This is a genomic window from Erythrobacter sp. S227 (assembly GCF_057364925.1).
The window spans coordinates 1480895-1503820 of sequence record NZ_CP200280.1; the positions used below are offsets into that span (position 1 = coordinate 1480895).

The following is a 22926-nucleotide window of genomic DNA, read 5'->3' on the forward strand; positions in this document are numbered from 1 at the left end:
GCGCATACGTTTCTGCAAACCTCATCATTGGTACTTGTTTGAAACCGGCCTGTATCCCATTTGGAGTCCTGTGACAAAGCCCTCTTCTGCCTCCGGCACTTCCGCCCTTACGCCCGCCACTTCTGGCGAACTCGCTATCAGCGCGCGAGGCCTCACACTTACCCTTGGCAGCGCTGATGCGCCGGTCGATATCCTGAAAGGCATCGACCTCGATATTGCGAAAGGCGAAGTTGTCGCGCTGCTTGGGCCTTCGGGTTCAGGCAAAAGCTCGCTTATGGCGGTGCTTTCCGGACTAGAGCGCGCAACCGGCGGATCGCTCAGCGTTGCGGGGCAGGATTTTTCCGCTCTGGACGAAGACGGGCTCGCAGCCGCGCGCCGTGGCCGTATCGGGATTGTGCTTCAGGCCTTCCACCTCCTCCCCACCATGACCGCGGCAGAGAATGTGGCAACACCGATGGAACTCGCGGGAAGCAAGGACGCCAGTCCGCGCGCAGAAGCGGAATTGACCGCCGTTGGCCTTGGCCACCGGATCGGCCACTATCCCACACAGCTTTCGGGCGGTGAACAACAACGCGTTGCCATTGCCCGCGCCACCGCGCCGCGCCCTATCCTCATCTTCGCCGACGAACCCACCGGCAACCTCGATGCCTCAACCGGAGAGGAAATCGTCGAGCTTCTCTTTGCCCGCCGCGCAGAAACGGGCGCAACCTTGCTTATCATCACCCACGATGCTGATCTCGCCGAGAAATGCGAACGGGTGCTGACCATGGCGGATGGCGTCATTGCCTCTGACCGAAAGACCGGCGTCAACGCGCAGGCACAGGCCGCAGAATGAGCGCTACAGCCGCTTCGGGGCCCGCAGGTGGCCTTTCCTGGGGTGACGCATGGCGCATTGCCCGGCGCGACCTCAATGCGCGGTTCAAGGGGCTAAGGCTTCTTCTGGTTTGCATCTTCCTTGGCACGGCTGCGCTGGCCGCAATTGGCACCCTCACCGCTTCGATTGAGCGCGAGCTGGAAGGGTCAGGGCGTGAGCTTCTTGGTGGCGATCTCGAGGTGGAAGTTTGGCAACGCGACCTAAACAATGAAGAACAGGCAAGCCTTGGTGAATATGGCGAGCTTTCAGGCGGATACCGCTTGCAGGCGATGGCCAGCACCGATGATGCGGCTGCTCCCGTTGAACTTAAAGCGGTCGAGACCAATTGGCCGCTGTTCGGCACTTTCACCCTTACCGACGGCAGTCAGCCGGGCGCACCCACCGGTAATGACGCATACCTTGCGCAAGGCGCGCTGGACCGGCTCGACATCCAGGTTGGTGACACTTTCCGCCTTGGCACTTTGGAGCTGCGCGCTGCTGGTGTGATCGGCAATGAACCCGACCGCCTGTCCGAAGGGTTTCAATTGGGCCCGACGGTTCTGGTCGCAAAGCAGGTCCCGATGGATGGCGGACTGCTGCAACCCGGCTCCCTTTTCCAGAGCAAGTACCGTATCGCCTTCAGCGATGAGGCACGCGATCCGGAGGGTGTCGAGGAAGAGCTCACCGCTGCTTTCCCAAACGCAGGCTTTGACTTCAGAAGCCGCGACCGCGCATCACCGGGCGCAGACCGTTTTGTCACGCGGATGAGCGACTTTCTGACTCTGGTAGGCCTTGCCGCTCTTGTGATCGCAGGGATCGGGATTGCCGGGGGCGTATCGTCCTACCTCGACCAACGCCGCGCAAGCATTGCGACTTTCAAGGTTCTTGGCGCATCGTCGCGCGACATCGTGCGTATTTACGCGCTGCAGATCGCGGTCGCCGCACTTATCGGGAGCGCGCTTGGCATTGCGACCGGTGTTCTTGTGACCCCGCTTCTGGGCATGGCTTTGCAAGGGCTTTTGCCGGTTGAAGGCGGCTTTGTGATTGAACCTGCTCCGCTGCTTTTGGCGGGCGCTTACGGTGTGCTTGTGGCCTTTGCATTTGCCTCTGCGCCGCTGCTTCGTGCGCGGGCGTTCCCGGCCATGGCATTGATGCGTAGCCGGATTGTGCCGCTTTCGCGCGATCGCCGCGCTCTGATGGCAACGGCGGCTGGCCTTGTGGCGATCTGTGCGCTTGCGCTGTTCACCTCAAGCCAGCTCTGGCTCACCGCTGGCTTCCTTGTGGGCGCAGGCGTTGCTCTGATAATCCTCGCAGGCCTCGGCCTCGGCCTCCAATATGCAGCGCGCAAATTTCCCCGCCCCTCAAACCCGCTTTTGCGCTCGGCCCTGTCCAACATCCACCGCCCCGGCGCACCGACCAGCGCTCTGGTCACTGCGCTTGGCTTTGGCCTTGCAGCGTTTGTCCTTCTCGCCGCTATCCAAAGCGCGATTGACGGCAATATCCAAAGCCGCGTGCCGCAGGAAGCGCCCGACTATTTTGTGATCGACGTGCCGCCAGAGAGTGAAGAGCGCTTTACCTCGCTCATCACAACGCCTTTCCCCGATGCGGCAGTGCGCGCTGTGCCCACCATGCGCGGCTCCGTTCTCGCATTTGGACCGGAAGGCGAAATGCAGCGCACCGCAGATCTTGAGGAAATCCCGGAAGGGGCATGGGCCCTGCGAGGCGAGCGGGGCATTACTTATGCCGACGAACCGCCGATTGGCAACACCGTCGTCGAAGGCGAATGGTGGACTGCTGAAGAGGCAAGCCAGCCCCTCGTCTCAATCGACAAGCAATTGGCAGACGCTGCTGACCTCGGGATTGGCGACATGCTGACCATCGGTATCCTGGGACAGGAACGCGATGTGCGCATATACAATGTGCGCGAGATCGACTGGGAAAGCATGGGGTTCAACTTCACCATGGTCTTTTCGTCTGGCGCCATCGCTGACGCGCCGCACAAGCTTTCTGCGACCATCGATCTGCCCGACAATGCTGACACCGAAGCGCGGGCACAATTGCTGCGCGCTATGGTGCGCGAATTCCCGTCAAGCTCCGTCGTCGAAGTGGGAGAGGTTCTGGTGCAGGCGCGGACCATCCTTGAACAAGTGGGCCTCGCAACGCTTGCCGCTGCTGCCGTCGCGGTTCTGGCTGGGCTCGCCGTCCTTATGGGAGCGATCGCCGCCGCCCGCGCCGCGCGCACATACGATACAGTAGTCCTGCGCGTGATGGGCGCATCAAGGCGTCAGATTCTGGGCCTGCAGCTGGCCGAATATGGCCTGATCGCAGGCGCGCTTGCGCTTGTTGCGCTGGCGCTTGGATCAGGCTTGGCGTGGGTGATCATCACCCAGCTGTTCGAGTTTGACTGGCTCCCCAATTGGGGCGTGGTCCTTGCCGTGCTTGGCATGGGGCTCGCGATGGTTCTCGCCTTTGCACTGGGCGGCTCGCTTCCATTGCTGAAAGCAAAGCCCGCCCAAGCGCTGCGAGAGCTGTAAAGCTCTACTCGAAAACCTCTGGATCAGCGCCCGTTTCGCCGGGTTTCCCCTGCACAACCAGCGTGCTGCAGATCATGTCGTGCAGCCCTTGCTTGCGCTCGGTAAAGGCGACCATGATGTAGCCGATCAGCAGAATGAGGCTTGACAAGATCTTCGCAAAATAGCGACCCAGTGCGCGGGGCACCGAAATTCTCCGCCCGTCCAGATCTGTCACAACAAGGCCCAAAGCCCGTTTGCCGGGGGTCCCTTGCATGGACGAACTTTCAAAGCCGACAAAATATGCAAGGCCAATTATGGTGAAAACAAGGTTCAACAACGGCGAGTCCGATTGCGCACTGGCGCTGAAACTCATGTCCGCTGTCTCTACGCTTGATGTGCCGAAGATGAAAATCAACGGGAAAAACAGAACCATAAGTATCACAATATCAATGATATAGGCCACGACCCGCATCCAAAAACCGCCGTAATTCATTCTTCATCCCCCTTCGTTTGATAAAAAGTCCAACTGTCAGATCAGTCAAAAACCTCTGCGCCATGCGGGTCTTTGGGGTCTGGACCAAAACGGTTCGGACCATCGGTCCCCGGCAAAAACATGACGACGAGGAAGGCAATGCTCGCAATCAGGCCCACAAGCGGGATGATACTGGCAACAATAAAGCCAAGGTACCACCAACCCGACAAATCTCGGTCGTGCAGTCGGCGCACCGTCACCGCGAGACTTGGGATCAAGATTGCAAGATAGAATATCCCAAAGATCGACAGTCCAATGGTGCCAAAAACACCCATTCCTTCAAAAGGATCGGCTTCCGCAGCAAGAGGGTCCGCCATTGAAGCAGCCATGATGTCCAGGAAAACCGGCCCGATGCACACCAAACCCACGATCATCGTGAAAACGACGAACATCCAATATTCCATCCGGCGCGAACGGCCTGAAAAGTCGAAATATCGTTTCAGCGGCAAAATCATCCAATGCATGAGTTTGATCCCCTCTATCTTTTACAGGCAACCAAGCGACCATATTTGGATTGAGGATACAAGCATTTCATCCTCATAGCCGGGGACAACATTGCTGTGTCCCCATCCGGCCAAAGCGAGGCATTCCAACAAAAAGGCCCCGTGCGAAGGTTCGCACGGGGCCTTTTGTTAAGCGCAAATGCGCGTTTGGCTTAGAACTTGAAGCGTACAACGCCGCCGTAAGTGCGCGGCTGGCTTGGATAGCCTGATACCGAACCGGCTTGCGCAACACTGTCGAACACGGTCAGAATGTACTGATCGTTGAGAAGGTTACGGGCAAACGCGCCCACTTCCAGACCGTTGTTCAGTGCAAGCGTCATCGAGGTGTTCACCAAGTTCACTTCACGGTCGAAGATTTGGGTGTTGCCCAGAGCGGCGTTGAAGGTCGGCAGACCGTTGTTGATCGCGGTGTTGCTCTCATGGTTGTAATCAACGCGCGTGATCAGACGCGTGCCGCTATCCCATTCATGCGTGTATGTCGCGCTGGTTGCGATTGACCATGATGGAATACCAGCAGGGCGAACACCGGACAGGTCACCAAGGACCGAACCGGGGAAGTCATCGAACAGCGGGTCAAGGTGCGTGACCGCAAAGGTCAGAACCAGGCCATCTGTTGGCGTCGCGGTTGCATCAAACTCGAAACCTTTAACCGATTGGCTACCTGCGTTTTGCAGAGCAAAGCCGGTGCCGGTGAAGGCCAGACTTTGGAAGCCGTCGATGGTTTGGTCGAAGACAGCAAGATTAAAGCCAAAGCCGTCAAACTGAGCCTTTACACCCACTTCATAAACTTCGGCTTCTTCCGGACCGGCAAAACGCGAGCCAGCCGACAGGTTTGGCAAGGCCAGACCTGCGTCCAGAATTGGCGACGATGGCGCTGCGAAGGTCGAACCACCCGGGCCTGCGACAAAGTCAGCATTCGACGGACGGCTGTCACGCGACAGGTTGACCGAGCTTGCCTTAAAGCCGGTTGCATAGCTTGCGTAGACGTTCACCTCCGGAATGACTTCGTAAGAAGCACGGAAGAGATAGGTCAGTTCGTCATCGCGGGTCCGGCCATCTTCAACAGCGTTGGGGATGGTCAGGAATGGCGGTTGGAACTGGAAGCCGGCAAGCGGCAGAAGCGCGTTCACGGTTGGATCGGTCGCAGCGGCAAGAAGACCCGCTTGTTGAGCCGCCGGAAGCGCCTGGAACTGGTCACGTGTTGTAACCGCACCCATGGTTGCACCGGTGATGAACGCATCGACAAAGTTGATCTGCGCAAGCGGATCGAAGCTTTGTTGAGAAAGCGCGAAGTCTTTCTTATCGTCGGTGTAGTTAAACCCGGCTGTAAAGACGAGACCATCCATAGGCTCAAAATCGACCGTACCAAAGATCGAGATCGACTGGTTGTCCATCTCGAATGTTTCAGCCGTCAAAAGCGGGCTGGTGAAGATCGATTCCTGTGGCAGGCCAAAGCTTTGCTCAAGCCCGTTGAACAGGGTCGGTTGACCGGTCAACACATCCACCGGGTTTGCGCCGGCAAGGATTTCGAAGAAGTTACGGATTTGGCTACCGTTCTGGATCGCGCTGTCCTGCGAGATCGTTTCGTCGAAATAGTACGCACCCAGAAGGAAGTTGATCGGGCCATCAAAGTCCGACGCAATACGAAGTTCCTGTGTGAACGTATCCACTGCCTGATCGCGGGTTTCCGTCGCGATGTCGGCGCTGGTGTAGTCGATGTCAGAAAGGAAGAAGTTGCGCAGTTCACGATAGGCGGTGATCGACGTCACCGAAATCGGACCAGTGCTCCAATCCATCTGAACCGAGCCGCCGTAGTTCTCGACCTGGTTCGTTGGAACAAAGTTCAAGAAAGCGTCATATTCAAAGAAGTTTGCAGGGTCGCCGATTTGTCCACCAACAGCAGCGATACCAGGGGCCGTTGGGCCGTTGACGAGAGCGCCAACCTGACAGCAGACTTCGTCGATTTCGGAATAGTCTGCGATGGCGCGGATGCGGAAGTCAGATGATGGCTCAATCAAAAGCTGACCACGAACGGCCCAGCGATCACGATCGTTTTGCTCTTCATCAAGGTTGACGATATCGGCATAACCGTCGCGGCTTTGATAGTTACCGTCGATCGAAAAAGCGACATTATCAGTGATAGGACCAGTGATATCGCCCTTGAGGACTACAGTGTTGAAGTTGCCGTAGACCGCCTCGACACTGCCGCCGAATTCAAACTGAGGCTCTCTGGTCACAACCGAGATAACACCGGCCGACGCGTTCTTACCGAAAAGCGTTGACTGCGGACCGTTCAGCACTTCGATGCGCTGAACATTGGGAAGATCGCCCAGTGCCGCCGCAGAACGCGAACGGAAAACGCCGTCGATGAAGACGCCAACCGAAGGTTCGATCCCGAAGTTGTTATCGCCGTTACCAAAACCGCGAATAATGAAAGTTGAAGCTGACGATGTTTGCAGCTGGCTAACCCGCAGCGAAGGCGTCACGGTTTGCAGGTCGAGAACGTCGCGGATTTGCGCATTCTCGAGAACTTCACCGGTGGTCACAGAGACCGAAATCGGCGTTTCCTGAAGCGTTTGCTCACGCTTGGACGCGGTCACGATGATGACATTGCTGCCTGTATCATCGCCCAGAGCCTCTGCCGCAGCATCAGCATCCGTATCTTGTGCAAGCGCCACAGAAGGCGCGGTGATGGCAAAACCGGCCGCACCAGCAAGCAGTGCAAGTCGCAATGAGCCGGCAGTGCCGGAAGTGTTAGAACGCATGGATATCCTTCTCCTCGTATCCCGTCGCGAGCGGTTGGCCCTTATTTTAAGGCGCATCCCCAGATGCCCTTTTATCTTCGTGGGCCTTATCCCGCGCGAACTCCCAATCGTTACGCCAGAGGCACAAGGCCTACAAGCGTTCTAGCGCTCTTGGGCGTTGGGTAAGCGCCACGCTGTTGCCGCGCAGACACACCTATGGAAACCGCAGAAATGTGCGGAATCCGGCACAAATTTAGGTACCGATTAAGAACTGACGTCGCGTCAAGCACAGCTTGCGAGCATGTGTTGCCAAATTAGCCCGCAAAAACCCGGTGTGAATTACGCCCTTGTTGCGGCGCAACACACAGTCTAGGGGGGCGCAGAAATTTCCCGTCCTTTTTCCAAAATGAGAAACCTTATGTCTCGCGACCTGCGTAACATCGCGATTATCGCTCACGTTGACCATGGTAAAACCACTCTGGTTGACCAGCTGTTCCGCCAATCCGGCACTTTCCGCGACAACCAGCGGGTTGAAGAACGCGCAATGGATTCCGGCGATCTGGAAAAAGAGCGCGGGATCACCATCCTTGCGAAATGCACCAGCGTCGAGTGGGAGCACGACGGTGAAACCACGCGCATCAACATCGTCGACACGCCAGGCCACGCCGACTTTGGCGCCGAGGTTGAGCGTATTCTTTCGATGGTCGATGGCGTTATCCTTCTGGTAGACAGCGCCGAGGGCGCGATGCCTCAGACGAAATTCGTGACCGGTAAAGCGCTTGCCCTGGGCCTGCGCCCCATCGTGGTCGTCAACAAGATCGACCGTCCCGATGGCCGTCCACAAGAAGTGCTCGACGAAGTGTTCGACCTGTTTGCATCGCTTGATGCGACCGACGAGCAGCTCGATTTCCCCTCGCTCTTTGCCTCTGGCCGCGATGGCTATGCAAGCGCCGACGAAAGCGCACGCGAAGGCACACTCGATCCGCTGTTCGAGCTTATCACCAAGCACGTGCCCGCGCCCGGCCTCGATACGACCGGCAAGTTCAGCTTCCTCGCGACGCTTCTGGACCGCGACAACTTCATGGGCCGTATCCTGACCGGCCGCGTCCAATCGGGCACCCTCAAGGTCAACGATCCGATCCACGCCATCGACAGCGAAGGCAATGTCGTCGAAGCGGGCCGCGCGACCAAAGTTCTCTCCTTTGACGGGCTCGACCGCGTACCGGTTGAAAGCGCGCAGGCAGGCGACATTATCGCGCTTGCAGGGCTTGAGAAAGCTACCGTTGCCAACACCATTTGCGATCCCAGCGTGAAAGAGCCCATCGCAGCTCAGCCGATTGATCCGCCAACCCTCGCCATGCGCTTTGCCGTCAATGACAGCCCGCTTGCAGGCCGCGAAGGCGATAAAGTCACCAGCCGCATGATCCGCGACCGGCTCCTTCGCGAGGCCGAAACCAATGTCGCCATCCGCGTCACCGAAAGCGCCGACAAGGACAGCTTTGAAGTGGCAGGCCGCGGCGAATTGCAACTCGGCGTGCTCATCGAAACCATGCGCCGCGAAGGTTTCGAGCTCGGCATCAGCCGTCCGAAGGTTCTCCTTCGCGAAGAAGATGGCCAGAAGATGGAGCCATATGAGACCGTCGTCATCGACGTAGATGATGAACACTCAGGCACCGTTGTCGAGAAGATGCAGCGCCGCAAAGCTGATCTCACCGAGATGAAGCCATCGGGCGTCGGCAAAACCCGCATCACCTTCTCTGCACCGTCACGCGGCCTCATCGGTTATCACGGCGAATTCCTTTCCGACACGCGCGGCACCGGCATTATGAACCGCCTATTCGAGAAATACGGCCCCTACAAAGGCCCCATCGAAGGGCGCAATAACGGCGTTCTCATCTCCAACGGCGACGGCGAATCCAATGCCTATGCGCTCAACATGCTGGAAGAGCGCGGCGAATTGTTCGTGGGCGCTTCGATGAAGCTGTATGAAGGCATGATCATCGGCGAAAACGCCAAGAACGATGACCTTGAAGTCAACCCGATGAAAGCGAAGCAGCTCACCAACATCCGCTCATCAGGCAAGGATGATAGCATCCGCCTCACCCCGCCGCGCCGCATGACGCTGGAGCAATCGATTGCTTATATCGACGACGATGAGATGGTCGAAGTGACGCCCAAGTCGATCCGCCTGCGCAAAACCCTCCTGTGCCCGCACGAGCGCAAAAAGGCGAAACGCTCCAAGGCTAGCTAAGCATTCGGATATCCCACAAAAGAAAAGGCTGGCCGGGATAGATATTCCGGCCCGCCTTTTGTGTTCAGAGCAGTGAAGGCACTAATAGCCCGCGTCAGAACCCTGTTCTGTCGAAGCGGCGGTGCGGGTTGCACCCGTCCCTTCACGGATCAGCGTCTGCGCCTTGGCAATCGCCGCATTTGCATCCATTTCGCCTTTGGCAATGTCGGTCCCCATTTGCAGCAAGTCGCCGCTGATCACCGTGCCGGTATTGGCTTCTTCCTCGATCACAATACCGCCGGTTTTGGCAAGCGATGCCTCCCACTCGGCGCGCACTGCGGCCCAATATTGTGACGTCGCTTGCCAATATTCGTCGGCGGCGCTCACAGGGTAATCGTCATACCGGGTGTAAGTGTTAAGCACGCTTTCCTGCACGTAGGGCACCGCTTCGCCATCAACCCATTTCGATTTGGTGTTGTCTTGCCAATGGATCCATCCACCGGGGAATGGCTGGTGCCGATTGATCGAGACATAGTGGTCATAGACGGGGTCGCGGGTCGCATCGCGCCGGGCGAGCGGGCGGATAGTCCAGTTGGAACGCCAGCGACGCACGCCATTGGTCGTCTCCCATTGGCCCCATCCGGCATAACGCGGGCTGTCATCGACCTGATAAACCGTCTGCGACCACCGGCCTTTACGCATTGCTTCGGGCACATCGTCGAGAACCCATCGGCCCGGCGCATTATAGACAAGGATTTGCTGAGGTTCGTATTCCCAGTCCTGACGCCAATGCTTCACGATGAAGGGATTATCCTCTGATCCCACCACAAGCAGATGTTGCAGAACGATCTTGCGGCCGGTGTCTTCGATCACGCGCACGCTTTCAAAGCCGCCAGAAACCTTGGCATCAATCGGTTCGTAATCCGCGCGCCACGGGGTTGTTTCTTTCATATCGAAGGAGACGCGAAAATCGCCTGCCATCGCAAGGATGTCAGCGCGGTCTGCCTCAAACGCCGCCGCTTCCGCTTGCGCCGAACGATCACCGACCGGATCATCGGCAAGAGCGGGGCTTGGGCTGGCAATCATCATCAGAGCGGCAAGGCTGACGCCCGCAAGAGATTTTGAAATCCTGATCATCATATCACTTTTCCCACAGTTGTTATTGCGACTTATACACATTTGCAGTTAAGTCTAAAAGCCCTTTGACCATGAAAGAGCGGCTTTGAAGTTTTGACCCGGCTGGCTGACCCCCGCGCTCACCACCTCGAAATCTGCATCGCCGACATTATCGATGCCAAGGTCGAGCCGGAAATCAGCAAAAGGCCCGCTTTCGGGCTGGAACACGGCGTAAATGTCGCCAACCAAAAAACCGTCGCGCGCCTGATTGGGGTCATTCACCTCGTCAAAATCGGTCGCATAGGTCATGCGGGTACCAACCCGCAGGCCGGTTTCCCCGACCCGGACGCCAATATCGACGAAGAAAATGTCAGGGGTCAGAACCCCTTCGAGAAACTCGCCGTTCTCCTCGTCAATGCCATCAATGCTGGAGAAGTGACCGCGGGCATAGAATATGTCCGAGCTGTAGCTGAACTCTGCCTCGAACCCCGTGATCCCGGCATTGGTGATGTTGACGTTCTGACTGGTGTTGCCAAAGGCCGCCCCCGGTCCGCAGGGCGGCACAAACGGACTTGCGACAAAGCAGCCCGCTGGAATGTTGACATCAAGGCCGATAAGATTGTCGACCTGGCTATCGTAATAGGACGCTTTGACTGTAAATCGGTCGCCATCTTGAACCAGATCAACGAAATCGAGGCCGGCGCCGATCTCCCACGTTTCGGATTCCTCAGATTGCAGATCGGCATTTCCGATAAACAGGTTCTGCACAAAGCTTGGACCAAACGGTCCGGGAGGCGCGGAGAGATTGGGGATGGTAAAGTGGACACCGTCCGCAAATGCCTCGTTAAAGGAAGGCGCACGAAAGCCGAGCGAGTAATTCCCAAAGACAAGCAGTTCGGGAATGGGCTTGTACGACACCCCAAGCTTGGGAGAGAATTCGTCATCGTCGATCTCGAACGTTTCGTCATCGGCGGATGATCGGAACGAATCCCAGCGGATGCCCGGAATAATGCTCAATTCACCGGGAATGCCGTCTGCAACGGTAATTTCCGCCTGAGCAAAGATACCGACAAACTCGGTGTCCGCATCGGGAACGCCGCCGCGTGTTCCATCGGCGGTCGCATTGTCGAGGCCCGTTTGTTCGTCGCGGTAATATTCGCCGCCATAGGTGAATGTGACAGAGGACGCATCGCCAAAGGCTATGCGCGAACGGTTGTCGATCATGAAGCCAAGGGTTTCGACTGCACGGTCGGTGGTGCGGGGGCTTTCCACCTCGTCCTCTTCCACCGAATTGCGGCTGTAATACCCCACGAGGTTCAGGTTGACCGCATCGCTGGCCGGGTCGAATTTGAGCCCGAATTGCGCCGTGTCATTCTTCGCATCGCGAAACACCAGAGCGTTGCCCGGCCCTGCGACATTGCCGCCCTGGGGGTTTTGGGGATCGCTCGAATCTGCCTGATACCGGGCATAGGAAGCGTAAAGCTCGACCGCGTCGCTGGGCCGCGTAGTGACTTTGAAGAGGGCCGAATTGATCTCGTCATCGGATGGCAGAAGATCGCCACTGCCAAGCTCGATGCTGCCGCTGTCGCGATAGGTGTAATGACCAAGCACATCCCAGACCCCGTCGCTCGATTGGCCCGCGCCTGTCACACCGATGCGAAATTCATCGTTCACCGATTGATAGCCAGTGGCAAGGCGCACAGCGAAACGCTCCCCTTCATCCAGCAGGTCGCGCGGGGTCACGGTACGGGTGGCAATCACACCGCCAAGCGCGCCCGAACCATAAAGCGCAGAGCTTGGCCCCCTCACCACTTCAACCGTTTGCACAAGTTCAGGGTCGATGAAAAATCGTCCGTCATGGCCGGAGATAAAGCTTTGCCGCGCACCGTCCTGAAAGATCAAAACGCCATTTCCGCCAATACCGCGGATTGACGGGGCGTCGCCTGTTCGCCGGGGCCCTGAATCGAACTGGGCACCGGGAATGGCGTCAAAAACATCTTGCAAGGTTGAGGGGTTGAAGTCCTCGATAATTGCGCGTTCGACGACGCTGACCTGGCCCGGGAAATCAAAGGCGCGGATCGGGTTTTTCGTCGCGGTCACTGTTATGACGGGCTCGCCCGTTTCGGGATCAACCTGCGTGTTTTCAGCCTGCGCCCGATCTGCACCGCCAACCAAAGCGACGGCGGCAATCACGAGGAGAGATGAGAAATGGAATGATGGTTTCAATGAAAGACCCTCGGAAATGCAGTTTGTGATTCGCTAATGCAAACCAGTTGCAACAAGCCCAAGGACTTTGCAAGACTATTGCGAATAATTATTACTAGCAGAGGCGTACAGCGGGCGAGCAACGACGCCCCGAAATTGCGGCCCAATCCCGAAAAGCCTTTGCTGGAATGTGAAAGTGGGGAACCCCTACCCCGTCAATGACTGCTCACCCCATGAAATTGGGCTGGCCGTTGCTCGCGCTGATCCCGCCGTCGACGGGAAGGTTTACACCGGTGATAAAGCTTGCATCGTCGCTGGCGAGGAAGGCTGTGGCCGCGGCGATGTCTTCGGGCTCGCCCATGCGCTTGATCGCCATACGGTTGAGGACCGCCTTCATCGCCATCTCGTTGCTGGTTATCTCTTCCACCATGTCCGAGCGCGTGATTGATGGATTGATCGCATTGACCCGAACGCCCTTGGCACCAAGCTGCAAGGCGAGCCCGCGCGTCAAGTTCGTCACTGCGCCCTTGGAGGCGTTATAGACCGGCAGCATGCTATCGCCGCCTGTGCCAGACACGCTGGAGATGTTCACAATCGAACCCTTGGTCTCGATCAAATGCGGGATCGCCGCGCGGCTCAAATAGATCACGCCTTTGACGTTGATATCGATGATGCGGTCGATTTCGGCGTCGTCGGTTTTGTGAAGGATGCCCCCTCCGCCAACGCCGGCATTGTTGACCAGGCAATCGAGCCCGCCAAAGCGCTCTACCGTCTTGGCCACGATCTCGTTTGCAAAATCCGATTTCGACACATCGCCTGCGACCACCAGAGTGCGGGCTGGATCAAGGCTATCGGCGACCTTCGCGCATTTCTCGGCATTGCGGGCATTGATGACAACGTTCGCGCCCTCGTCATGAAATCGCCGCGCGATCCCTTCGCCGATGCCGGTTGATGAGCCGGTGATAATGACGGTCTTGCCTGTGAAGCGTTGCTGGTCGGCCATGTGCGTGTCCTTTGATTGAGCGAAGATTTTCTCTGGCTTATCGCAACATGTGGATAGCGCAAGCTTTGCTGTCCTCATTGGCGATGTGGTGGCGAAGCACGCGGTGCACTTTTTTCCGGCGCCCCACATTTTTTACGCGCCAGTGTAACCTCCATAACGGCGCCCGCGAACGACATAGGAAACCCGGCCACTGACATCAGTCACTGCGCCGCCCCAATCCTATGGAGTTTTGAAAAAAATGACCCGCCTTTTCCTCATCATCGCCGCCATCGGTGCGCTCGTCGTTGGTGCCACGCAGCTTACCGCCCAGGCCAGCGCAGCCGGTTGGACCACCTATGACGAGGCCGAGTTCATGATGGCGCAAAAGAAAGGCAAGACCATTGTCGTCGATGTCTATGCCGACTGGTGCCCGACATGCCGTGCGCAGGCCCCCATCCTCGAAGAACTGCGCACCGAAAAACAAAGCGGCGATGTCTTGTTCGTCAAAGTCAATTTTGACGACGAGAAGGCCTTCCTTCGCGCCAATCGCATTCCGCGCCAATCCACCGTTCTGGTGTTCAAAGGCATGGACGAAGTGGCTCGCTCAATCGCTGAAACGAACCGCACACGCCTTCGCGGTGTGGTTCTGGGCGCGCTTTAAGAGCTCACGGTTCAGGACATTCCCATGTTTGGCAGCGCATTTCTGTCCTTTGTTGCAGGGCTGGTGACGATCCTGAACCCATGCGTTTTGCCGCTGGTGCCGATCCTTGTGGCGTCGGCGCTGGGTAAAAGCCGGTTTGGGCCCCTCGCTTTGGCGGGCGGTCTCGTCACAAGCTTTACCCTCTTCGGCTTTACCGTGATCGCCTTTGGCTATTCGCTTGGCATCAATGAACAGTTTGTGCGCCTGTTTGCGGGCGGATTGCTGGCCGTGGCAGGAGTGGTGCTGCTTGTGCCCCAAGCGCAGACTGCGCTCAGCGCCGCGGCTGCGCCCATTGCCAATTTCGGCAATCAACGGTTGTCGATGCTGAGCGGTGATGGCTGGCATGGCCAGTTTGCGATCGGGCTTTTGCTGGGCGTTGTCTGGGCACCGTGTGTGGGCCCGACCTTGGGCGTTGCGATTGCGGCGGCCAGTCAGGGTCAAGACCTTCTTTCCAGCTTTCTGATCTTCCTGATCTTTGGTCTTGGCGTTGCGACAAGTGTGCTCGCCTTTGCCTATGGCTCACGCAAAGCAATGGGAGAGCGGCGCAAAACGCTCACCGTCTTAGCCCGGTACGGAAAACCATTGTTCGGAGCCGCGCTTCTGGTGGTCGGCCTGATGGTGGTGACAGGGTTCGACAAGGTGATTGAAATCGCGCTTCTCGATGCTCTTCCACAATCGGTGATCGAGTTCACCACGTCGTTCTGAGGCGCGGGCTCTTTGCCAGCCCCCTCGCTTTGCGGCATAAGATGAGGCGGGATCGGATCGGGAGGAGCAGTACAATGGGTGAAGCGGCAACAACGGGACCACGCGTGACCGGATTGGGAGGCATCTTCTATGTCGCACCCGATCCCGAAGCGACGCGGGCCTGGTATCGCGAGAAGCTGGGTGTGGACGGCGAATATGGACCGCAATTCGCGTGGAAAGACGAGCCCAAGGAAAACCCCTACTCGCTCATCAGTCACTTCAAAGACGATGAATATATCAAACCTGGCACCGGCGGTTTCATGATCAATCTGCGCGTGGCCGACCTCGACGGTTTTGTCGAAATCCTGAAATCGCGCGACGTCGAAGTGCTTGATACCGCTGACGAAGGATACGGCAAGTTTGCCTGGATTCTTGACCCCAACGGCATCAAGATTGAGCTTTGGGAACAGGTCGCGGACGAAACTCCTTAGTCTTGCGTTAACCATCCTTTGTTACGGTTCATAAGTTATGAACCTGTGGGCACCTTTACGCCTTTTGGCACCTGTTATTGCAGCGCTATCCCTTGCCGGATGCGGCGGGATTATCCCTGGCGGCGATGGGGCGAGCAATACGAACACCTCCCGATCTTATACGCGCGAGCCGTCGCGGCCAGTGGTTGCGGCCATCCCGCGAAACTTCGGACAGCGCAGCGGCGAGGCCAGTTGCATCAGCGATCTGGGGGCCACCGGCTCGCGCTTTACCGCCCTTCCCGACGCATATGCAGCGCCCGGTTGCCACCGGCTTGGTACTGTCCAGCTGATGTCGATCAGCGGCGACCGCGGCACATTCGGGATCAGCAATCTGGGCCCTGTAAAATGCGATGTCGCCAATGCTTTCAGCAGCTGGGCACGCTTTGGCGTTGATCGCGCAGCCCGCCAGATACTGGGCAGCCGCCTTGCCAAAATAGAGACAATGGGAAGCTATGCCTGTCGCAATGTCGCGGGCACTGACAGGCGTTCTGCCCATTCGCGTGCAGAGGCGATTGACGTGTCCGGCTTTGTACTAGCAGACGGACGCCGGATCAGCCTCATCGCAGATTGGGACGGGGGCACAGCAGCAGAGCGCGAATTCCTGAGAGTTGTCAGATCTTCGGCCTGCAAGCGCTTTGGTACGGTGCTGAGCCCGGACTACAATCGCGCCCATACGGACCACTTTCACCTTGAGGGTTTGAGTGGTTCATCAAGCGGCGGAGTGTGCCGATAATCATATTCCCGAAACGGGTACACGGCCCCGACACTTAGGGAATGTCGAGGCCGTGCGGGTACCAACGGCGGGATGGCTTTCGCTGCTCGCTAGAGCGCCCATCACAGGATGCATGCCGGGAGTAGCCCAGCAATTCTTAAGCAGACTTAATAGCTCACTTGGGGTTCAATCTGAGGTTCCAATTTCGCCTCAAGTTTGAGACGGACGGCTTCGGCGGCGTGACGTGCGCCCAGTTTGTGCATCATGTTGGCACGGTGGATTTCAACGGTGCGCGGGCTGATTTCCAGCTCACGCGCGATTACCTTGTTGCTGGACCCTTGAGCGAGCCATTCAAGCACTTCGCGTTCGCGAACCGAAAGGCTGGCGATGCGATCGCGCGCTTCGATCATGCGGCGACGTGCAGCGCCGAAGATTTCAGCCTCTTTCTCGATCCGGGCGAGACAGCGTTCGAACCGATCCGGATCAAGTGGCAAGGAGAGATAATCAAGCGCTCCGGCTTTGATCGCCTCTACAATGCGGCCCGGACGTGGGTCGGTTTCAATCGCGATCAACGGCAACCAGATGCCAAGGCGACTGAGCCGTTCAAGGATCATCGAGACGCCGCCCTGATCAGGCAGATCGCGGGCGACAATGATCCCTTCGCGCGGTGGGTGAATGGATAATTCCGAAATGTCGCCATACACTTCTGAATGGTGGCCTAGGGAAAACCCTATGCGTGCCAATTCAGCGCGGTGCCGACTATTGGAATCGATGAAATGGAGGGTGGCTTTGCGTGACATGCTTAGTCTGGTGCGCCGACCACGCAGTTAATTCACGCCACACTAACCCCGATATGGAGTCATACGGTCAGGATTTCTCCCAAAACGCTGAATCCTACCTAATAAATTCCTCCAGATTGAACCAATTGTTCGTAACAATTCTGGGGTTATATGCGGATTAGGCGCTTGGCTCTACTGCGAATCGAGAGAGTAGTCGGGCAGAGACTCGAACGCAGACCTCAGCGCATCGCCCCAATTGGACGAAATTTTGCTGAAGTATTCGTCATCCGCTTCGATCCGCCGCTCATGAGAGGCGGCAAATTCGTCTTTGCCAATCACCATCAGGTCAAGCGGAAGGCCCACAGACAGGTTCGCCTTCAAGGTGGAATCAAACGATACCATAAGCAGCTTCACCGCATCCTCGATCTTCATATCGGGCTCATAGCCGCGAATGAGGATCGGGCGGCCGTATTTGGTTTCGCCAATCTGGAAGAACGGCGTGTCCGAACTTGCCTCGATAAAATTGCCTTCGGGATAGATCATGAACAAGCGCGGTTCCATTCCGGCAATTTGGCCTGCCAGAATGATGGACGCTGCAAAACGGTTGCTGGTGTTGTTGGCGTCCTGCACCTCGCTGATCGTCTGGCGCAGAAGCTTGCCGATCTCGGTTGCGACGGTGAACATGGTGGGTCCATTCAGCAAAGTCGTTTCACGCTCGTCCGGTTCTTTGGTGCGTTCTTCAAGCTTGCTGACCACTGCCTGTGTTGTCGCAAGATTGCCCGCCGTCATGACCGTAATCATCCGCTCGCCCGGCACGCTCCACGAGAACATTTTGCGAAACACAGAGATATTGTCGACGCCCGAATTGGTGCGGGTATCGCTCATCAGGACAAGGCCCTTATCGAGCACCATGCCAACGCAATAGGTCATGTCATTTTTTCCTTAGTGGTCCCGTTTACATTGTCTTGTTTATTGGGATTGCTGCTCAACTTCGAGATCAACAGTGAGCGATTGGGCGCTTGTCCCGAAACTGATTCCTGTCACGGGCGCCGCATCGCGATAATCGCGCCCCGTTGCAACCCGGACGTATCGCGGATCGGGGCTTATCCCGTTAGAAACATCGAACCCGACCCAGCCAAGCCCGTCGATATGAGCCTCCGCCCATGCGTGGCTCGCCTCTTGCGAGATCCGGTCATTCATCATCAGATAGCCCGAGACATAGCGCGCCGGGATATCGAACAGGCGGGCAAGGCCGATAAAGATATGGGCGTGGTCCTGGCACACCCCCTCGCCTGCTGCGACCGCCTCTTCGGCCTTGGTCGAAACGCCTGTCGTGCCAATTCCATATGTGACGCGCGAGGCGATCTGGGCGGAAAGTTCGTGGAGGAAATCGACGCTTGCCTCATCTGGCTTGCCGATTTCACGCGCCAGATTGTGCATTTGCAATCCTGGCCTTGTCAGATCGGTCTGGCCAAGGAAGCTCCACAAGGGCAAATGGCCCGAATGACGCCCGATCACGCCTGCATGATCGCTCGTCTCGACCTTGCCCTCGCAGGTCACTGTGACTTCGCTTGCCCCCGGTTCAACCGCGATCAGCGCGACCGTGTTGCAGTTCTGGTCTTCATATTCGAGTTCGGGATGCGCATTGTCATAGACCATGTTCCATTCAAGGATGGACTGCCCTTGCGTCTCCTTTGGCGTCAGACGCAGGCGTTGCAACGCATGGATCACCGGCTCTTGAAAGGCATAGCGGGTGGAATGGCGGATCGAGAGTTTCATACCAAATATCTCACGCCAGAAACCTGTATTCATCGGCGATGGCTTTTGCGATCACCGCATTGTTGGCCATATATTCGATCAGAAATTCATGCAGCCCCTGATCAAAGACGGCCTCGACACTCAGACTGGAAATTTCGCTTTGCTGCGCTGCCAGAAGTGCTGCGCAATCGTTATCGCGGTCATGCAGACTGGCAAGCTTTTCCAAATGGCTGCGCTGGGCATTGCGGCAAAACGCAAGGCTTCTGGGAAAACGCTGATCGAGGACAAGGAATTCGACGATAGATTGCGCATCAATATTGCCGCGATTGATCCAGCCAAAGCTGTTGACCCCTGCGACCGAGCGCAGGACCTGTTCCCATTGCCCGGTATCAATGCTTGACCCCACATAGGAAAGCGAGGGAAGCAGCAAATAATATTTCATATCGAGAATGCGCGCCGTGCTCTCGGCCCGCTCGATATAGGTGCCGACCCGCGCAAAATGACGCCCTTCGTTACGAAGGATTGTGCCGTCCATCGCTCCATGAACATGCATCCCAGTACGCCGCAATCGCTCTAGCACATCACCAAGAGCGGACTGGCTGACCGGGCGGGAAAGCTGCTTGTCGAGCTTCATCCAGTTTTCATTGACCGCTTCCCAAACCTCGCTCGACAAACATGTGCGCGCGGTTCTCGCATTGTTGCGAAGCGCGCCCATCATCTCTCTGACATTGCTGGGATTGGCCCTATCGCGCAGGATGAAGTTCCAGACGGCTGTGCCTTCATAGGTATCATTCGCCGCTTCAAATGCGGATTTTAGCCCGAGGGTGGAGATAACAGAACGCCATTCGTCCTGCGCACTTTCCACATCACGGGTCAGTGCCATGCGAAGGCCCGCTTCAAGAAGGCGCGCGGTATTCTCCGCCCGCTCCAGATAGCGGAACATCCAGAAGAGGCCGTTTGCGGTCCGGCCTAGCATGGGAGGGGGCTCCCGATCTCTTGGCTGATGAGTTTCCCTTGTGCCATCAGTCTTTCAGCACCCATGTGTCTTTGGTGCCGCCCCCTTGCGAGGAATTCACCACGAGCGAGCCCTCTTTCAATGCAACACGGGTAAGACCGCCCGGAGTGATGTCGATCCCGTCAGGCGACACCAATACATAGGGCCGCAAATCGACGTGACGCGGTACAAGCCCCTTGTGCTTGTAAACGGGGCATGTCGAGAGCGAGAGCGTGGGCTGCGCGATATAGTTTTCAGGCTTGGCCTCAAGCTTGGCGCGGAACTGTTTGATTTCCTTCTTCGTCGCGGTGGGGCCGATGAGCATGCCATATCCGCCAGAGCCGTGGACTTCCTTCACCACAAGCTCTTCCAGATTATCGAGCACATAGGCAAGGCTGTCGCTGTCGGCGCAGCGCCATGTCTCGACATTGGGAAGCAGCGGCTTTTCGCCGGTATAAAACTTCACGATCTCAGGCATGAAGGAATAGATCGCCTTATCGTCGGAAACCCCGGTCCCCGGCGCATTGGCGATTGTCACGCCGCCCGAACGATAGACATCCATAATGCCAGGAATGCCAAGTACGCTGTCAGGATTGAATGTCAGCGGGTCAAGATAGTCGTCATCGACACGGCGATAAATCACATCAACCGGCTCAAACCCGCGCGTGGTGCGCATCTGAACGCGGCCATCAATGACCCGCAAATCGCTGCCCTCGACCAATTCGGCGCCCATCTGATCGGCCAGAAAGGCGTGCTCGAAATAGGCAGAATTGTAGATCCCCGGCGTCAGCACCGCGACATTGGGTTTGCGCCCGCCGCTTGCGTCAAACTTTGGCGGAGCGCAGGCCGCAAGGCTGCGGGCCAGCCTGCGCGGATAATTGGAGACAGGCTCCACCGCCACCTGACTGAACAGGTCGGGGAAGATTTCCATCATAGTCTCGCGGTTTTCGAGCATGTAGGAAACACCTGAAGGCGTCCTCGCATTATCCTCAAGCACGAACCATTGATCGGGCCCTGTACGAACCAGATCAATGCCAACGATATGGGTGTAAACACCGCCGGGCGGCATTTGTCCGACCATCTGGGGCAACCACGCGTCATTGTTTCGCAGCAAACGCTCAGGCAAAATTCCCGACTTTATAATCTCTTGCTTGTGATAAAGATCGGCGAGGAATGCGTTCAGAGCGCGCACGCGCTGTTCGATACCACGGGTCAATCTACGCCATTCGCCTGCGGCAATAATGCGTGGGACCATGTCAAACGGGATCAGACGCTCTTCGGCCTCATCCTCGCCATAAACGTTGAAAGTAATCCCTGTGCGGCGAAAGCTTTCATCCGCCTCGGCCTTTTTGCGCTTTAGAAAGGAGAGCTCTTGCTGATCGTACCATGCGCCATAGTCGGCATAGGCAGGCCGGACATTGCCAGCCGCATCCCGCATCTCGTCAAAATTGTCCGGTTGCCCCGACACTCCTACCCGCTCACTTTCCCTCGCAACTTTGCCGCAAGTGCGAAGAGGGTAGTCTAACGGGCGATCTTCAAAAAGAAAGCGCTTGTTTGGGCACAAAATTTTGCGCGCGAAGGCTCAAGCAGGCTCCCGATCCAGCTCTTTGATCACAGCAGCAATGGCTTTGGGATCATAGGTAAAGCCTGAATGCGTACAGCGAAGGGCAACCGCGCGGTCGCGTTCGCCCGGCTTGCCGGCTGCGCTGCGCGGACCGATTGCGCCATCAAGCGGGCTCCACAAAGCGATTGTCTCGACGTCGGGTTTAACCGAGGGGTCTGCGTCGATCCCGGGCTCATCCACGCTCTCTCCGGTGACGACCGAGTAGAGACGCCAGATATTGTTGCTGCGCCTAGAACCTGAAAAGGGCGAGCCCATGGTGATGACTTTGGTGATGAGGCCGGGATGCAGCTTTGCAAGTTCGCGCGCGTAAAGCCCGCCAAGGCTCCACCCGACAAGGGCGACCGGCCCGACTGCATCGGCGCTCACCATGGCAAGCCGTGTTTCAAGCGCCTCGAGTGTCGCTTCGGCCACGCCCCAATTGCGCCCCTGGCCCCAGTCTTTGACGGTATGGCCTGCCTCTTCCAGACGATCCGCCATATATTTCATACGCGATGGTCCATGGCCAAAGCCGGGGAACAGGATCACCGTTTGCGGATGCTTTGCCTTGGGCACGGCGAATTGGCGGACCAATCGGCGCGCAGGTTCGATCAGCAAGTCTGCCTCGCCCATGAATTTGAGGAGGCTGGGCTTGCCCTTTTCCTCATCAGCATAATCGCCCGAGGCGAGCTGGATCCGGCGCGCAAGCTCGGTTTCATTCAAGGCCGCTTTGGAAGAGGCGAGGAAGTGTTCAATCCTGGACATTACCCACCCTTATATACGATCGTCGAGTGAACGCCCAATGAAACAGACGTCGCAGTGAACCCGGAGCGAATTGAAGCGGGATCAAACGAAAAAGGCGGCCAAATCGCTCCGGCCGCCTCATCAAGCAATTCATGCAAAAGCTTACTCAGCGCATTCGCCGACGCGCTTGCCTTCGCTTTTCGCCTTGATCTTCATTTGTCCCATTTCAGAGCCTTCCATGGAGATATCCATCTCCATCGAATAGCTGTCCTCATCATAAGAACCGGTGTTCGTTATGTTGGCCGTGCCCGAATTGGGATCGGTGCAGGTCATAGCCATGTCGATAGAGCCGCCCGCAAATTCGAACTTTGAATATTCGCAGTCAGCCGCGTCACTGCCCGAGAACATCTCGGCAGCGGGCTCTTTGGCTTGCTCTTCTGTGACACAAGACTTGGTCGTGTTTTTTTGGCCACGCATCGATTCGAGCATCGGGCCGATCATGCCGCGCGCTTCGGCTGGCAATTGGCTTTCGTCAAATTCGATATCGACAAATTCGACCGTGTTTTCCCATTCGCCAGCCGAAATCACGACATCAGACGCGGCCAGAGCTTTCTCTGCCTCGGCCTGTGTAATTGTGCCATCGCCATCCGCATCCGCTTCGGGCGCTCCGCCGCATGCGGTCAGTGCGAAAGCCGATGCGAGGGCGAGCGTGCCCATTGATTTGCGTGTCATCATTTTAGAAATTCC

General features: G+C 57.3%; 20 protein-coding genes. 7 read left to right on the plus strand and 13 right to left on the minus strand.

The window, feature by feature from the left end; genetic code table 11:
* Positions 1-70: 70 nt before the first annotated feature.
* A complete protein-coding gene (locus tag AC0V6Q_RS07250) occupies positions 71-835 on the plus strand; it encodes an ABC transporter ATP-binding protein (RefSeq protein ID WP_486167722.1) in 765 nt (254 codons plus the stop codon).
* Positions 832-3387 (plus strand): ABC transporter permease, encoded by a 2556-nt coding sequence (locus tag AC0V6Q_RS07255; RefSeq protein ID WP_486167723.1) that lies wholly within the window; start codon positions 832-834, stop codon positions 3385-3387. Before AC0V6Q_RS07250 ends, AC0V6Q_RS07255 begins: the two co-directional genes overlap by 4 nt.
* Positions 3388-3391: 4 nt before the next feature.
* Here AC0V6Q_RS07255 and AC0V6Q_RS07260 read toward each other — a convergent pair whose 3' ends face one another.
* From AC0V6Q_RS07260 to AC0V6Q_RS07270, 3 genes are all read right to left on the minus strand, one after another.
* Positions 3392-3859: an RDD family protein gene (locus AC0V6Q_RS07260; RefSeq protein ID WP_486167724.1), complete on the minus strand. Its 468-nt coding sequence runs from the start codon at positions 3857-3859 to the stop codon at positions 3392-3394.
* 41 nt (positions 3860-3900) lie between these two features.
* Complete coding sequence (locus AC0V6Q_RS07265; RefSeq protein WP_486167725.1) at positions 3901-4362, minus strand: DUF805 domain-containing protein; 462 nt, start codon at positions 4360-4362, stop codon at positions 3901-3903.
* A gap of 191 nt (positions 4363-4553) precedes the next feature.
* Complete coding sequence (locus tag AC0V6Q_RS07270; protein WP_486167726.1) at positions 4554-7166, minus strand: TonB-dependent receptor; 2613 nt, start codon at positions 7164-7166, stop codon at positions 4554-4556.
* A 397-nt stretch (positions 7167-7563) separates the two neighbouring features.
* Here AC0V6Q_RS07270 and typA point away from each other — a divergent pair, with 397 nt between their 5' ends.
* Positions 7564-9396 carry a translational GTPase TypA gene (gene typA, locus AC0V6Q_RS07275; protein WP_486167727.1) on the plus strand — a complete coding sequence of 611 codons (1833 nt, stop codon included), beginning with the start codon at positions 7564-7566 and terminating at the stop codon, positions 9394-9396.
* 81 nt (positions 9397-9477) lie between these two features.
* On the opposite strand, the gene AC0V6Q_RS07280 is transcribed toward typA, so the two are convergent.
* The 3 genes from AC0V6Q_RS07280 to budC all read right to left on the minus strand — a co-directional run bounded on the left by AC0V6Q_RS07280 (position 9478) and on the right by budC (position 13699).
* Entirely contained in the window at positions 9478-10515 is a 1038-nt protein-coding gene (locus AC0V6Q_RS07280) for a DUF6607 family protein (protein ID WP_486167728.1), read from the minus strand.
* A 51-nt stretch (positions 10516-10566) separates the two neighbouring features.
* Entirely contained in the window at positions 10567-12717 is a 2151-nt protein-coding gene (locus AC0V6Q_RS07285) for a TonB-dependent receptor domain-containing protein (RefSeq protein ID WP_486167729.1), read from the minus strand.
* A 205-nt stretch (positions 12718-12922) separates the two neighbouring features.
* Positions 12923-13699: a meso-2,3-butanediol dehydrogenase gene (gene budC / locus AC0V6Q_RS07290; protein ID WP_486167730.1), complete on the minus strand. Its 777-nt coding sequence runs from the start codon at positions 13697-13699 to the stop codon at positions 12923-12925.
* Between the two features lie 238 nt (positions 13700-13937).
* Here budC and AC0V6Q_RS07295 point away from each other — a divergent pair, with 238 nt between their 5' ends.
* The 4 genes from AC0V6Q_RS07295 to AC0V6Q_RS07310 all read left to right on the plus strand — a co-directional run bounded on the left by AC0V6Q_RS07295 (position 13938) and on the right by AC0V6Q_RS07310 (position 16325).
* The gene (locus tag AC0V6Q_RS07295) at positions 13938-14339 is read left to right on the plus strand and encodes a thioredoxin family protein (RefSeq protein ID WP_486167731.1); all 402 of its coding nucleotides are present in this window, start codon (positions 13938-13940) and stop codon (positions 14337-14339) included.
* Between the two features lie 24 nt (positions 14340-14363).
* Positions 14364-15083, plus strand: a complete 720-nt coding sequence (locus AC0V6Q_RS07300; RefSeq protein WP_486167732.1) for a cytochrome c biogenesis CcdA family protein — start codon at positions 14364-14366, stop codon at positions 15081-15083.
* Between the two features lie 74 nt (positions 15084-15157).
* The gene (locus tag AC0V6Q_RS07305) at positions 15158-15553 is read left to right on the plus strand and encodes a VOC family protein (RefSeq protein WP_486167733.1); all 396 of its coding nucleotides are present in this window, start codon (positions 15158-15160) and stop codon (positions 15551-15553) included.
* Positions 15554-15590: 37 nt separating this feature from the next.
* Complete coding sequence (locus AC0V6Q_RS07310; RefSeq protein ID WP_486167734.1) at positions 15591-16325, plus strand: extensin family protein; 735 nt, start codon at positions 15591-15593, stop codon at positions 16323-16325.
* A gap of 146 nt (positions 16326-16471) precedes the next feature.
* Here AC0V6Q_RS07310 and AC0V6Q_RS07315 read toward each other — a convergent pair whose 3' ends face one another.
* The 7 genes from AC0V6Q_RS07315 to AC0V6Q_RS07345 form a co-directional block, all read right to left on the minus strand.
* Positions 16472-17104: a response regulator transcription factor gene (locus tag AC0V6Q_RS07315; protein WP_486167735.1), complete on the minus strand. Its 633-nt coding sequence runs from the start codon at positions 17102-17104 to the stop codon at positions 16472-16474.
* A gap of 171 nt (positions 17105-17275) precedes the next feature.
* Positions 17276-18013: a proteasome-type protease gene (locus AC0V6Q_RS07320; RefSeq protein ID WP_486167736.1), complete on the minus strand. Its 738-nt coding sequence runs from the start codon at positions 18011-18013 to the stop codon at positions 17276-17278.
* A 39-nt stretch (positions 18014-18052) separates the two neighbouring features.
* Positions 18053-18895 carry a transglutaminase family protein gene (locus AC0V6Q_RS07325; RefSeq protein WP_486167737.1) on the minus strand — a complete coding sequence of 281 codons (843 nt, stop codon included), beginning with the start codon at positions 18893-18895 and terminating at the stop codon, positions 18053-18055.
* Complete coding sequence (locus AC0V6Q_RS07330) at positions 18873-19817, minus strand: alpha-E domain-containing protein (protein ID WP_486167738.1); 945 nt, start codon at positions 19815-19817, stop codon at positions 18873-18875. Before AC0V6Q_RS07330 ends, AC0V6Q_RS07325 begins: the two co-directional genes overlap by 23 nt.
* Positions 19818-19863: 46 nt before the next feature.
* Positions 19864-21273 (minus strand): circularly permuted type 2 ATP-grasp protein, encoded by a 1410-nt coding sequence (locus AC0V6Q_RS07335; protein WP_486169274.1) that lies wholly within the window; start codon positions 21271-21273, stop codon positions 19864-19866.
* A gap of 144 nt (positions 21274-21417) precedes the next feature.
* Entirely contained in the window at positions 21418-22200 is a 783-nt protein-coding gene (locus tag AC0V6Q_RS07340; protein WP_486167739.1) for an esterase/lipase family protein, read from the minus strand.
* Between the two features lie 141 nt (positions 22201-22341).
* Positions 22342-22914: a DUF3617 domain-containing protein gene (locus AC0V6Q_RS07345; RefSeq protein WP_486167740.1), complete on the minus strand. Its 573-nt coding sequence runs from the start codon at positions 22912-22914 to the stop codon at positions 22342-22344.
* Positions 22915-22926 lie beyond the last annotated feature (12 nt).

Excerpts from the sequence above, each read along its gene's own strand:
- AC0V6Q_RS07255 (WP_486167723.1), top strand. The coding sequence starts at position 832 with ATGAGCGCTACAGCCGCTTCGGGGCCCGCAGGTGGCCTTTCCTGGGGT.
- AC0V6Q_RS07260 (WP_486167724.1), bottom strand. The coding sequence starts at position 3,859 with ATGAATTACGGCGGTTTTTGGATGCGGGTCGTGGCCTATATCATTGAT.
- AC0V6Q_RS07265 (WP_486167725.1), bottom strand. The coding sequence starts at position 4,362 with ATGCATTGGATGATTTTGCCGCTGAAACGATATTTCGACTTTTCAGGC.
- AC0V6Q_RS07270 (WP_486167726.1), bottom strand. The coding sequence starts at position 7,166 with ATGCGTTCTAACACTTCCGGCACTGCCGGCTCATTGCGACTTGCACTG.
- typA (WP_486167727.1), top strand. The coding sequence starts at position 7,564 with ATGTCTCGCGACCTGCGTAACATCGCGATTATCGCTCACGTTGACCAT.
- AC0V6Q_RS07280 (WP_486167728.1), bottom strand. The coding sequence starts at position 10,515 with ATGATGATCAGGATTTCAAAATCTCTTGCGGGCGTCAGCCTTGCCGCT.
- budC (WP_486167730.1), bottom strand. The coding sequence starts at position 13,699 with ATGGCCGACCAGCAACGCTTCACAGGCAAGACCGTCATTATCACCGGC.
- AC0V6Q_RS07295 (WP_486167731.1), top strand. The coding sequence starts at position 13,938 with ATGACCCGCCTTTTCCTCATCATCGCCGCCATCGGTGCGCTCGTCGTT.
- AC0V6Q_RS07300 (WP_486167732.1), top strand. The coding sequence starts at position 14,364 with ATGTTTGGCAGCGCATTTCTGTCCTTTGTTGCAGGGCTGGTGACGATC.
- AC0V6Q_RS07305 (WP_486167733.1), top strand. The coding sequence starts at position 15,158 with ATGGGTGAAGCGGCAACAACGGGACCACGCGTGACCGGATTGGGAGGC.
- AC0V6Q_RS07310 (WP_486167734.1), top strand. The coding sequence starts at position 15,591 with ATGAACCTGTGGGCACCTTTACGCCTTTTGGCACCTGTTATTGCAGCG.
- AC0V6Q_RS07315 (WP_486167735.1), bottom strand. The coding sequence starts at position 17,104 with ATGTCACGCAAAGCCACCCTCCATTTCATCGATTCCAATAGTCGGCAC.
- AC0V6Q_RS07320 (WP_486167736.1), bottom strand. The coding sequence starts at position 18,013 with ATGACCTATTGCGTTGGCATGGTGCTCGATAAGGGCCTTGTCCTGATG.
- AC0V6Q_RS07325 (WP_486167737.1), bottom strand. The coding sequence starts at position 18,895 with ATGAATACAGGTTTCTGGCGTGAGATATTTGGTATGAAACTCTCGATC.
- AC0V6Q_RS07330 (WP_486167738.1), bottom strand. The coding sequence starts at position 19,817 with ATGCTAGGCCGGACCGCAAACGGCCTCTTCTGGATGTTCCGCTATCTG.
- AC0V6Q_RS07335 (WP_486169274.1), bottom strand. The coding sequence starts at position 21,273 with ATGCGGGATGCGGCTGGCAATGTCCGGCCTGCCTATGCCGACTATGGC.
- AC0V6Q_RS07340 (WP_486167739.1), bottom strand. The coding sequence starts at position 22,200 with ATGTCCAGGATTGAACACTTCCTCGCCTCTTCCAAAGCGGCCTTGAAT.
- AC0V6Q_RS07345 (WP_486167740.1), bottom strand. The coding sequence starts at position 22,914 with ATGATGACACGCAAATCAATGGGCACGCTCGCCCTCGCATCGGCTTTC.